The sequence below is a fragment of the Veillonella sp. 27098_8_77 genome (genome assembly GCF_041431535.1).
GTDB lineage: Bacteria > Bacillota > Negativicutes > Veillonellales > Veillonellaceae > Veillonella.
Map to the genome: position 1 here is coordinate 1 of NZ_JAPVXW010000017.1, position 12,599 is coordinate 12,599.

General features: G+C 40.0%; 12 protein-coding genes. 2 read left to right on the forward strand and 10 right to left on the reverse strand.

Annotated elements, in window-relative coordinates; translation table 11 throughout:
- Positions 1 to 59 precede the first annotated feature (59 nt).
- From O3617_RS08575 to O3617_RS08595, 5 genes are all read right to left on the reverse strand, one after another.
- Positions 60 to 422 (reverse strand): hypothetical protein, encoded by a 363-nt coding sequence (locus O3617_RS08575; RefSeq protein ID WP_371449564.1) that lies wholly within the window; start codon positions 420 to 422, stop codon positions 60 to 62.
- 428 nt (positions 423 to 850) lie between these two features.
- A complete protein-coding gene (locus O3617_RS08580) occupies positions 851 to 1,738 on the reverse strand; it encodes an RluA family pseudouridine synthase (RefSeq protein ID WP_371449565.1) in 888 nt (295 codons plus the stop codon).
- Position 1,739: 1 nt separating this feature from the next.
- Positions 1,740 to 2,933, reverse strand: a complete 1,194-nt coding sequence (eis, locus tag O3617_RS08585) for an enhanced intracellular survival protein Eis (RefSeq protein WP_371449566.1) — start codon at positions 2,931 to 2,933, stop codon at positions 1,740 to 1,742.
- A 160-nt stretch (positions 2,934 to 3,093) separates the two neighbouring features.
- Complete coding sequence (locus O3617_RS08590) at positions 3,094 to 4,038, reverse strand: DUF2156 domain-containing protein (protein ID WP_371449567.1); 945 nt, start codon at positions 4,036 to 4,038, stop codon at positions 3,094 to 3,096.
- Positions 4,039 to 4,068: 30 nt separating this feature from the next.
- A complete protein-coding gene (locus tag O3617_RS08595) occupies positions 4,069 to 5,193 on the reverse strand; it encodes an efflux RND transporter periplasmic adaptor subunit (RefSeq protein WP_371449568.1) in 1,125 nt (374 codons plus the stop codon).
- 168 nt (positions 5,194 to 5,361) lie between these two features.
- Here O3617_RS08595 and O3617_RS08600 point away from each other — a divergent pair, with 168 nt between their 5' ends.
- Entirely contained in the window at positions 5,362 to 6,213 is an 852-nt protein-coding gene (locus O3617_RS08600) for an aldo/keto reductase (protein WP_371449569.1), read from the forward strand.
- Between the two features lie 133 nt (positions 6,214 to 6,346).
- Here the strand turns inward: O3617_RS08600 and O3617_RS08605 are convergent, their stop codons facing one another.
- The 3 genes from O3617_RS08605 to O3617_RS08615 all read right to left on the reverse strand — a co-directional run bounded on the left by O3617_RS08605 (position 6,347) and on the right by O3617_RS08615 (position 8,747).
- Entirely contained in the window at positions 6,347 to 6,670 is a 324-nt protein-coding gene (locus tag O3617_RS08605) for a branched-chain amino acid transporter permease (RefSeq protein WP_371449570.1), read from the reverse strand.
- Positions 6,663 to 7,328 (reverse strand): AzlC family ABC transporter permease, encoded by a 666-nt coding sequence (locus tag O3617_RS08610; RefSeq protein ID WP_371449587.1) that lies wholly within the window; start codon positions 7,326 to 7,328, stop codon positions 6,663 to 6,665. Before O3617_RS08610 ends, O3617_RS08605 begins: the two co-directional genes overlap by 8 nt.
- 252 nt (positions 7,329 to 7,580) lie before the next feature.
- Positions 7,581 to 8,747 carry an iron-containing alcohol dehydrogenase gene (locus tag O3617_RS08615; RefSeq protein ID WP_371449571.1) on the reverse strand — a complete coding sequence of 389 codons (1,167 nt, stop codon included), beginning with the start codon at positions 8,745 to 8,747 and terminating at the stop codon, positions 7,581 to 7,583.
- A gap of 229 nt (positions 8,748 to 8,976) precedes the next feature.
- Between O3617_RS08615 and O3617_RS08620 the strand changes: the two genes are divergently transcribed.
- Positions 8,977 to 9,792 carry a MetQ/NlpA family ABC transporter substrate-binding protein gene (locus O3617_RS08620; protein ID WP_371449572.1) on the forward strand — a complete coding sequence of 272 codons (816 nt, stop codon included), beginning with the start codon at positions 8,977 to 8,979 and terminating at the stop codon, positions 9,790 to 9,792.
- A gap of 106 nt (positions 9,793 to 9,898) precedes the next feature.
- Here the strand turns inward: O3617_RS08620 and O3617_RS08625 are convergent, their stop codons facing one another.
- Both O3617_RS08625 and O3617_RS08630 read right to left on the reverse strand, forming a co-directional pair.
- Positions 9,899 to 10,714, reverse strand: coding sequence for a nitroreductase family protein (locus tag O3617_RS08625; RefSeq protein WP_371449573.1), 816 nt, complete (start codon positions 10,712 to 10,714; stop codon positions 9,899 to 9,901).
- Between the two features lie 140 nt (positions 10,715 to 10,854).
- Positions 10,855 to 12,408: a nitrite/sulfite reductase gene (locus O3617_RS08630; RefSeq protein ID WP_371449574.1), complete on the reverse strand. Its 1,554-nt coding sequence runs from the start codon at positions 12,406 to 12,408 to the stop codon at positions 10,855 to 10,857.
- Between the last annotated feature and the right edge of the window lie 191 nt (positions 12,409 to 12,599).

Below are 12,599 nucleotides of genomic sequence, written 5' to 3' on the forward strand. Positions count from 1 at the left end.
TTTTATATTCAATAGTTTAAATTTAATATTTATATTTAAACTATTAAATTTAAACTATTCTATTGCCATAATAATTTGTAGATGGCTTGACCATTCGTATTGCCTTCAATCGGTTCAGGATCTTTGTCATAGTCTACATTATCATATTGAGTGCCATTAGGCATATACGCATCTACTTCTAAAATTTCCATGGTCCGATTATAACGGCTAATATATACCTTATAACGAAGTTCATCGCCACCAGGTTCATTAACTTTTAGCCAAAGGACGGCATCATAATCACTTTTTTGAACACTATCATTATCTATAAACAGTTGATTACCTTTGTCATCAGGACTTACATAGTACCAATCAGTCGCTTGAGCTGTATTCGAAAATGTTATGAGGCAAAAAAAGGCCATTAAAGCTATAAGCAACTTCATAGTGGCCCCCTTTCCAACCCAACAACAAAAGTCTTATAACTAGAACGATTTTTTTAAATATCTTTAAAAAAAATAAAGAGAAGATATTATTCTCCTCTATTATCATATCAAGAAGTATGGCATTTATCAATATTTAATAAACGAATTTTACATTTCATCTAAATTTCATAAAATATATTTTAGAAGTTCATTTTATCTTCATAGTATTTACTTATAATTGCCATATCAAATGATAATTATAAGTAAATATTCCCTGATTACTTAATGTATTTATCTCCCGACAAGTAATACTAACCCCAAACCTACTACTTGTTTAAATACATAGGTCATTTGATGTTAATACTAACACTCCCCTTACATGAAAAAGGACTCCAGCAGGAGTCCTTTTTTCGTTACAAAATCAATCCCCCCATACAAACAAAGCTGCCCTAAGGCAGCTTTTTATTTTGTAGTTCACAACCTAAATCAGACGGTACAGGCGCAATAACGGTCACCTGCTCCGACTGTCCATATGGTACAAATGTCAACGAATAGGCATGTAATGCTTGTCTCGTATACGGTTTATTCCGCATGCCATACATAGCATCACCAACGATAGGGTGTCCAATATGAGCCATATGAACGCGAATTTGATGAGTTCGCCCCGTTAATAATGTAAACTCTAGCAGCGATTGTTTATCATCATGTTCAATCACACGATATTCCGTTACAGCCTCTTGACCAAATTCATCAATACAACGACGATTATCAAATACCAGATCAACACCGATAGGCTCCTCCACAACACCATCAGCTGTAATATTCCCTTCTACGAGACCGCGATAGATACGGTGAATGTGCCCCTCTTGTAGCTGACATGTGTAATATTGTTCTGCCTCACGAGTTTTCCCAAACATAATAACACCTGTCGTATCCCGATCTAAGCGATGAACAGGACGAATTTTATGAACTTCACCGCGTTCCGCATAATGACCGGCTACTAGATTACTCAATGTATGATGTTTCGTCTGCCCCGCAGGATGTACAAGCATAAACGGCGGTTTATACACCACGAGGGTATGAGCATCTTCATAGAGAACCTGTAAAGGCCCCTTTTCGACATCCACACCATAATCCTTATCTTGAGGTAATTCAATTGTTATGACATCGCCTTTTTTAAGCATCCGCTTAGAATGCGCAATGCGACTATTTACCTTTACCCGTTTCTTACGAAAAATCATCTGCAAATTACGAGAGGATAAGGAAAACCGTTCTTTCACATAAGCAGATACTGTTGCATCTACATCTTCTTTTACTGTATATGTTTTCCAGCTCATATTACCACCATTCGTTGATATATGTATTTTGTTTAGGATATACCATATCTAAATAATCAATCCAATGAGATTCGCCTTCTAATTTACCTTCAAACACAAGATCTTTAGCTGAAACAGCCCCCATCAACAAAGCTGCTAGACCGCCAATGTCTACGGTGATATCGATTTCATCCACAGATTCATCAGAAACGCATTTTACCTTAGGTAAAGTGCCTTCACCTAAGGTAAGAGCAAATACACCATTATTCCAATCGCATAATGTATCGGTAACCTTAATATGTAGGGTAATTGGCATCATAACGGCTTCTGGATTAACAGGTACAGTGGTCAATGCTGTTTCTACATCTACAATACGCGCCATCATATAGGGCATCGTTGTATGACCTGTTTTTCCATCTGGAACAAATCTATAGCCCGTATCATGCAAACCCTCATTCCAGCGAATGCTTTCACCTTGAGAACGATGATTATAAAAATAATTAAGTAAACCACGTTGAGCACGACGCGTTGTATATACAAATTCAGTAACCGGAATTTCAGGTGCGCCTAAACGATATACGGCGTAGCCTTCGATTTGACCTTCGTCATTTTTTACGACCGCAACATTCACACCTTCAGCAAAGAAGCTGCCTAATAGGCGTTTCCATTCCTTTTCACCACGCTCTGCGTAGCCACATAAATTCTTTGTATACGCCTTGTAAACAGAATCAAGCAATGTCCATTGTTCTACATCGTTTAACAATCCAAAGGATACTGTTTTATCCGTCAAAGGACGTAAGTTTTCTAATGGCATCGTCTGTACCCATTGATGAGCATACAAGTCCCAACCATATTGTTGGTAAAAACCAGCCTTCGAAGGCATTAAAATGGTAATACCTTGACCACGACGGCGTAGTTCTTCTAGAGAGTGCAACAATAATGCACCACCTACGCCGCCACGACGTGCGGCCGGATGAGTGGCAACACCGACCATATAGCTAGTGGGCAAGACAGCACCGCGCACATTGATGTTGTATTGGCGCAAATGAACTGTAGAGAGCAATTGTCCCTCTTGAATACCTACAACAGTATTCTCTGGTTCATAACAGTTAGAAAAATAATATTGAAAGAACGGATCTTCTTTTGGTTCAAAGCAATACGCCCAAAGCGCTTCTACTTGTGGCGTATCTTGTGATGTAGCAAGTCTAAAATCCATACTAGTTCCTTTCTATCCAAACAGCTCTAGGCTATATATTTCATATAGTAGAATATATTTCATAGGGTAGAATGTATTTCATACACTCTACCCTTTATTATAACGGAAAAGAGTGGCACCATACAGTACCACTCTCATATTCGTTATTAGATTGATCTGATTATTTACCGCCCGTTGCATTATCTGCTTCATTTGCATATACAGCATCATATTTTTCTGCGAAATGATCAGGATTATAAGATTCTTTCGCTTGACGAAGACCAGGTAAGCCCATATCTTCTTCACGATTGATAAACTCTACATTACTAAATTCATGGCGGATGAATTCATTGTTAATCGCTTGATACAAACCGCGAATATCTGGATTGGCTTTTTCGATGTGAATCAAAGCCATTCTATCATTCATTAATTCGCCAATACTGAAAGCCTCTACGCGGCCAAACAACTTAATAGCGCCGCCTTTTAAGCCCAACTCATCCCAGTGATCAAAGAGTAAATTAATCGCTACTAATTCATCTTCAATGCCTTCTTCATGATGAGTTTCTACCCAAGACGCTGCCGTCTCACGGCACATTGGAATGATGTCTTCTGTAATAGGCACATATTCATAGTTGGAATATTGCATACGGAATTGATTCAAGTGATTTTTCTTTTGACGGAATTTCTTACCGGACAAATTGATAAGATCTTCAGACTTATAAATATATTCGTAGTTATCACGGTCAGGTGTGAATACATAACGGCCAGGGCATAATTCCTCCATCCGTTCTTTCACAACCTTGCTAACACCTTTGAAAATGAATGGTAATTTATTTTCTACAAACCATTCTTTTGCACGCAATAAACCATCGAGGAACTTCGCATCCTTACCAGCAAATGGAGGTAATAGGAATGGATCGCGCTTACCACCACCTTGGATGTACAATACGCCATTTTCCTCAGCCCAACGGATACCATAGGCCTCTTGCCACATATACAATGTAGTAAAGCAATTATCCGACGCTTCGTAATGATGTTGTTCAAAATATTTATCGATTAATGGTTTATCTCTTAATTCAAAACGTTTAAATTCTAAAATAATAATCTCCTCCTTTTCAATACTCATACGCGCTAATCTCTAGCTATAATGAGATATTTATTGAACCTTCACCTTTTCACCTAGTTCAAAGGTTCCCTTAGTTGTAATAACTTGTTCGCCTTCGTTAAGACCTGTCATGATGGACACATACCCATCTTGTTCGTCCCCTACTTCAACGACACGTACGTCTACCGTATTATCAGCGGTCAATACATATACATATTTACCATCTTGATTTTCACGTACTGCCGCAGCAGGAACAACGAGCATCTTAGCTTGAGCACTAGATTCGATGGTTAAACTATAAAATTCACCAGCCTTAATGGCGCCTTTTTCGTTATTGAAAGTAGCCTTAACTAGTACACTTGGTACATTTTCAGGCTGATTTGTATCTATATAGGTCAACTCACCTGGAATATCTGAATCACCGACATGTAAAGACACTTTAATGCTTGATTTTGCCGCTGGGTCAGCTAACTTCATAGCCGCATCACGAGGAATACTCAATGATGCCACCATAGGCGTTTCTTGTTGTATCAACATAAATGGACGATCTGCAATCGCCATTTGACGATCTTCATTGTAAATGGCCGTCACCACACCAGCTATAGGAGCTGTAATATTAGCAGCTGCTATCTGTGCGGATACTTGAGCAATTTGTGCTTCAATAGCAGCAACGCTTGCGCCATTGCCACCACCGCCACCACCAGTTGTGGTTGTCACGGTTTGAGGTCGAGACCGTTCTAAAATACGATTATATTCCTTTTCGGTAATATTACCAGCCTCGCGCATTTGGCGAGCACTTTCAAGCTGAGCACTGCTAACCGTAGGCGCCGTCGTTGTCGTCGTTGTTTCAACAGACGGCGTATAGGATTGCGCCGCACTAAGTTGTCCTTGTAAAGACGCTAGTTGTTGTTGCAATGCCGACGTATCAATCGTCGCCACCACTTGACCTTGTGTGACCTTATCGCCTACCTTCACAGCATACGTAGCCGCACCTGATACGGCCGGCGTAATAGTCGCCTTATTAAGTGCCGTTACGTTCGCTTCATTGTGAATTTGTAAAGGCATATCTTTATACGTAACGTCGGCAACGGATACCGTAGATGTACCACAACCAGCAATTGTACATACAACAATGACCAACAGGGCCATCACAGCACCAAGTCGAAATTTGTTCATACTTTCACCTTATCTCTATCCATTGTATTGATTTTTATCAATACCTTAGTATATCACAAAATCAATAAGAATTGTATGAAAGCTAATTCCCTATATGATTAGATATTACTGGGCAGGAATAATATCTGCTATAATATTCTTGAACAAGTATACATATGGAGGTTTCTCATGGAAGAACGTATGGATTTTAGAATTTTAAATAATGGTAGCTTTGTCCCATCCATCGGGTTTGGTACCTACAAAACAGGAACGCCAGAAGAAACGGAAAAAGCTGTAACAAATGCGTTGCACGCTGGATACCGTTTACTCGATACGGCCGCTTATTATGATAACGAAGAGGCTGTAGGCAAGGGTATGAGTGCATCTAGTATCAAACGTTCCGACATCATTGTAACGACTAAAATTTGGCATACCAATGCCGGTTACGATGCTACGATGCGCGCTGTTGAAAGCTCTCTAAAGAAGTTAGATACTAATTATATAGATATCATGCTTATTCACCAACCACTTGGTGATTACTACGGCTCTTGGCGCGCCATGGAGGAATTATACGACCAAAACGTGCTGCGCGGGTTGGGTCTTTCTAATTTCTACGAGGACCGTTTAATCGACTTGCTATACCACTGCAATGTAAAACCTGTGGTCAACCAAATCGAATGCCACCCATTCAACCAACGTAGATCCTTATGGGAATTGATGCGAAAACACCAAATCGTCGGCATGGCATGGTCCCCATTCACACGCGATCGTCAACCTATATTTGAGCACCCCATCATCAAAAGCTTGGCTGAAAAATATGGAAAAACGAAGCATCAAATCATCTTGCGTTGGCATATCCAACGCGGCATTATTCCATTGCCAAAAGCATCAAGCCTAGAGCATATGAAGTCCAACTTTGACGTCTTTGACTTCAAACTATCCATTACAGATATGGATCTCATGGAGCTACTTGATCAAAGAGCGTTTTTGGAAAATCATCATACTGCTGCGGGGCTTGAAAGAATTTTAAAACTAAAATAACCTGCTGAATTGCTTCTAAGAAATCATTCATTGCATTGTAAAGAAATCCCCCTTCCGTCAAGCCTCCACCGGCCGGGTCTGACTTCGCCCTGCGGGCTCCGCAGGGCCAAAGTCGTTTGACGAAGGGGAAATATTAAATATTTTGTACGATAAGCATATACACTATAGTTCCTGCTCCAATAGACATGAACATATTTCGTTTCCATAGGTGCATGCCAGCGGTCACTAATAAAGCAATAAGTTCCGGCACTCCATAAGGGTAGGAAAGCACAACCGTATCTTTGAAAGTATATACAACAAGCATCCCCATAACAGCTGCAGGTAATGCCTTACCTAAATACTGTACAAAAGCTGGCGCCTTTTTACCAGGTGGAAAAATAAGAAAAGCGGAAAAACGTGTAAGTAATGTAGCTGCTACGACAATAGCAACGGTAATGACCATTTCAAAACTAGTCAAGATGTACACCTCCCCACTTATACGCTATATAACACACTACGAGCATACAGCCCATGGAGGCCAGCATAAACAAGGATTTGCCTACCAATAGTAACATTGCTACTGCTACAATGGCCCCAACAATACCAAACCCACGGATATTATTATTTTTTGCATTAAATAGCATTTCAAGGAATATAACAATAAACAAGCCAGGTAGTACAAAATCAATGCCACGCAGATCTACAGCGGCCAACAAATTACCGAATAAGCCCCCCACAAAGGTACTCACAACCCAAAAGGTATAATTAAGCCATGATACATGGAAGTAGAACCATTTTTCGTCAACATCATCGGGCAATTTCGTAGATACATTGACCGCAAAGCTTTCATCACACATCCAGGCAACCGTAGGAAACCATTTCCATCCCATATTGACATATCTCTGTAGAACAGATAAGCCATAGAAAAAATGGCGACCATTCACAAATAAAGTCAACATAAACGCATTCACCGGATCAAAGCCTGCCATCAACAGCCCAATGACTACGAACTCCATAGAGCCCGCAAAAATCGTACAGGCTAATACAGGTGCAGTCCACCAAGGGAACCCCTGACTGGTAGCATACAAACCAAATCCTAATCCAAGGAAGAAAAAACTAAGCCCCATGGGAATCATAATAGGCAGTGCAAAAGAAAATGCACTTCGATGTTTTATTTCATTCATAGGGCTCGACTCCTTTCTCAAATATATTGCAAAATGTAATATCACAAGCGTATCACACATCACTATTTATATTCTCTACCCTAGTTATAACGATACACAATAATAAAAGACACCAAATGGTGTCTTTTATTATTTACATTGTATTCTATTATACATGGTAAAAATTGACTGTCAAAAGTTAAATTATTTGCTCAATCAATCCGATTATAAGGCACGTGTCAAAATTTCGCGAGCTACTTCTGGTGTTACATCACCTTTTTCACCAAGGCGTGTCATACCATGGTCTTCTAATTGCTTCACAATTTTATCGACTGCTTCAGCGCCAAGACCATAATCTTTTAAATGCGTAAATACACCAAGAGACTCGAAGAATTTACGTGTTTTAGCAATAGCCTTATCCGCTTTCTCTTCTTTTGTACCTTCTGTAATATGCCATACACGTGTAGCGTATTGTGCCAATTTATCAAGCTTATCTGCTTTTTTCACCTCTAACAATGCAGGTAATACGATGGCCAATGTAATACCATGATCAAGATGGTAAGCCGCAGTCAATTCATGACCGATAAGATGTGTGGCCCAGTCTTGTGGCACACCGGCACCGATTAGGCCATTTAACGCCAATGTAGAGGCCCACACGTGGTTAGCACGAATGTCGTAATTTTCTGGATTTTCTACTGTTTCTTTGCCGATTTCAATCATAGTCTTCAAAATGCCTTCGCTGAAACGATCTTGAATACGGCCTTCCACAGGGTATGTTAAATATTGCTCTGTCGTATGCACGAATGTATCGATGACGCCGTTCTTGACTTGTTTTTCAGGCAATGTGAAAGTCAATGTTGGATCGAGCATGGAGAACTTAGGGAATACTAAGTTACTGAACACAGGATATTTACCATCACCATAGGTAATAACAGCACCATTGTTCATTTCGGATCCCGTTGCAGGTAATGTCATAACTGTACCAAACGGCAATGGATTTGGCACCATGTCTACCGGAACCGCTGGCAAACCAGCTTTCATAACCTCAATAACAGGTCCATCATAAGTAGCGCCCATTACGATGAGTTTTGTAGCGTCTACTACAGAGCCGCCACCTACAGCAAGGACGAAATCTATGTCATGTTCTTTAATAAAAGCAACGGCACGTTCGCATGTTTCAAGAGATGGGTTAGGTTCAATGCCACCAAATTGTTCCACCTTGCGGTTACCAAGAGCTTTCACAACGCGATCAATAAGGCCACTGCGCACTGCAGAACCACCGCCATATGTAATAAGTACCTTTGCATCCTTTGGCACCAATGTATCTAATTCACCTAAACGGTCTTTACCGAATACGATATGTGTAGGATTATAAAAATCAAAGTTAAACATAAAGACCTCCTATGTATTATGTTTGTATTCCACCACTTTAGTTGTATAAAACTTATCTATATTATATCATATTTCGATTTTTTTAGATATATATTAATAACCCACTTTACCACTATCTAAAAAGCCATAGTTTTAATCTATAGATAACCAATATATTTTACTCTATATACAAAACCCCATTCACATGATAGGATATCTATATTATATGTATTTAGAAAGGGATGTTATCATGAAATTAAAGAAATTTATTGCCCCTCTTCTCGTTGGCGTTCTCGCATTCGCTATCGCAGGTTGTGGCAGCAATACACAAACGAATAATACACCAAAAGAAATTAAAATCGGCGCTACTGCAGGCCCTCATGCTCAAGTAGCAGAAGCTGTAGCGAAAGAGGCTCAAAAGCAAGGTATTAACCTTAAGGTTGTAGAATTCTCCGATTATGTAACACCGGACAAAGCATTGGCTGACGGAGATATCCAACTCAACGCATACCAACACGTTCCATTTATGGAAAACTTTAACAAACAAAATGGTTCCGACCTTGTAGCTATTGGCAAAACGATCTTAATGCCTATGGGATTGTATAGTAACTCTGTACATAGTGCGCAAGATGTACCAAATGGTGCTATCGTAGCTATTCCTAATGATCCAACCAATGGTGGGCGCGGTCTTGCATTACTTGCTAAAGCGGGCCTTATTACATTGAAAGATGGCGTTGGTTTCAAAGCAACTGTTGCAGATATTACATCTAACCCTAAAAACCTACAAATCCAAGAACTAGAAGCAGCTCAATTACCTCGTAGCCTTGATGATGTTGCTGTAGCAGCCATTCCTATGAACTATGTGCAAAGCGCGGGCCTTAATGTAGAAAAACAAGGTTTCTTCTTAGAGCCAAAGGATGAACCATTAGCTGTTATGATTCTCGCTGTACGCAACCAAGACAAAGATAACGAAACATACAAAAAAATTGCCGATATCTATAAATCCGAAGCAATCAAGCAATTCATTGATGAAACATTTAAAGGCTCCATTACATCGGCCAATTAATATACAAAATCTCCATTCTATTTAGGATGGAGATTTTTTGTTATAACCATATATAAATAAAACAACGCCCCACCTTTATAGATAGAGCGTTGTGCATAATGTCTAATTATTCTTCTGTATCAAATGTAACATCCAACGGTTGACGTTCCACAATATTGCGGTATCTCACCTTAGGATATCCCATCAAGATGCCTCCAGCGATGATTTTATCGTCTGGTACACCTAATATATCTAATAATGGTTTATATTCAGCTTCGCCTGCATGTTCAAAGAACCCTGCCCAGCATGTTCCAAGGCCTACTGATGGCGCATATAATTCCGCATAAGAAAGGCAAGAATGGCCTGAATCATGAGTGCGATGAATGTCTTTTTTCGAACCAATGGCAACCACGAGAGCTGGTGCATCGCGGAGAATATATTCTTTCCCCTTATCTACTTCTGCTTGAGCTGCACGGGCATAGAGTCGCATAATCGGCACTGTCTTCGCGGCAAGATGCATCCATTCGAGTACAAGATCCGCAATACGGCGTAATTTTTGTTTATCTCGAATTACGATATAGGAAATGCCTTGCGTATTTGTCGCAGTCGGTGCCATGCGCGCCACATTCAATACCTTGCGAATCAATTCAGCAGGAACTGGTTTATTTTGATAATTACGAATGGAACGACGGCTGCGTAAAAATAGCTCTGCTTGTTCCGGCGTAAATTTAGTTTCTTTTGTAATATCCACTTGTTCAGCACGCGGTGTTAGGTCGCTATCTAGAGCAAGCGTAGGGCATACTGCAACACAATGACCACAGGAAATACAACCACCCTTACCTGTTTTAGGACCATCATCAGTCATAACAAGAAGGCCTGTTGGACAATCGGCTACGCATAGACCACAACGAGTACAGACTTCTGTATTCACGGTAAATAACATAGTAATGAACCTCCAAACACATACTATAAAGCCTATTATACCATATAAAATCAATTCGTAGGATAACAAAAAAATATAACACATATGTTAATGAGTTAATCTTTACGCATAAACATATGTGTTATCTAGTCATATCATTCCTATTCGAAGGATTTAATTAAGTCCATATATTGAGCCTTATGTGTCAATCGCCAAGAACCAAAATCCGCTTCTGGTGCTTCATTAAGAATATTTGCCAAGGCCTCCATAAATGCTGGAATTTTTGTAGCCACAATATTCCCTGCCATTTTACCAAAGTTTTCAGACCCCATATGTTCTGAACCACCATCTACGATGATGAAAGCAGGTTGAGGTTTCTTATCCACGAGTTTTACGGCGCCGTGAAAGCCAATCTCCCCAATTTGATGAGTTCCACAAGAATGTGGACAGCCGGAGATATGTACGCGTGGCAATTTTTTCGTATCGATGCCTTTTTCCTCAAGATGATCAAAGATAGCCTTTAGCAAGCCATTAGAATCTTGCATACCGATTTGGCAAACGGTAGACCCTACACAGGATACGGAACGGCGGAAATCATCGCGTGCGCTATCATCTGTTAATTCTGCGATTTTTCTAGCTTCATCGGCTGTCAAATTGATGAAATACAAGGCTTCATCCGGTGCAATACGCGCCTCTACTTGGTCTAGTGTAACGGCATAATCAAGGGCCAACAAGAGATGTTCAACATTCGCATCACCTCCAACTGAGTGGTATTCTACGTAGTACAGACCTTCTTGTTTTTGGCGATGAATACGATGGTTGACAACCGAATCATCACGTTTGCCGGTCTTCGTAATTTCATAGGCATAATCCGAAGGATTAATGGTTAATTGTTCAACCTCTTTCACCATTTCCAATGTTTCTTCATAGGTTTTGATGAAAGCTTCAGCGCCTCCCATTTCTGCAGGCATATAGCGTGTCCGCGCTTTCCCGCGATTTTTAAAGTTACCATGATTAGCAAATACCATGAGCATGGCTTTCACATGATACAAAACATCTTCCGGTTGTACATCACGCGCTACGGGAATACCAATGCGAGGATTAGGCCCAATGCCGCCACACGCATATACATCAAAGGTATTGTGTTTTGTTAAATTAAAACCAAGATCCTTAAATGTAGCATGCGGCGTACTATCAAATCCATTATCGATACCCATTTTAAATTTGCGAGGAATCTTGATATAAAACATTTGCTCCATAAGGAATTCGCTAATGGCTGCCGCATATGGTGAAATGTCAAAGGTCTCACGTGGATCAATGCCGCGCAAGATACTGGCTACAACATTAGGACTATCCCCGCCGGCACCGCGATTATAAATGCCATGTTCATAACATTCCTTGAAGAGCTGTAAAATGGTTTCCCCATCGAGTCCATGCATTTGCAAGCATTGACCGGTTGTGAAATGAATATGTGTAAGATTGTACTTGCGGATGGTATCTGCTAAGAACCGCATTTGTTCTTGTTTGATGCGACCACAATTAAAACGCCAACGGCTCATGCCCGTAGCAGCGCCACGTTCAGCATAGCTACCATATGCACCGGACTGGCCCTTATAATCGGCAATAGACATTTCTTTCTTATAAAATTTGCGTGTCATATCTTCAAACTTTGGATAATCTGCAATTAAACGTTCTTTTACTTCTTCTGTAATCATAGTACTACCTCTTGGCTTATATTTATTAAGCATATATAGAAACTTTTATATGTACATTATACGCTTATGTAATACTTGAAAACGTATCCATAGTCACAACTTTATATACGAATATCTATATATTGATATTACAAAATGTAATAATAATTATTTTCGATTTCCTATGTGAAAGCCTCTCCCATCCATTGGAA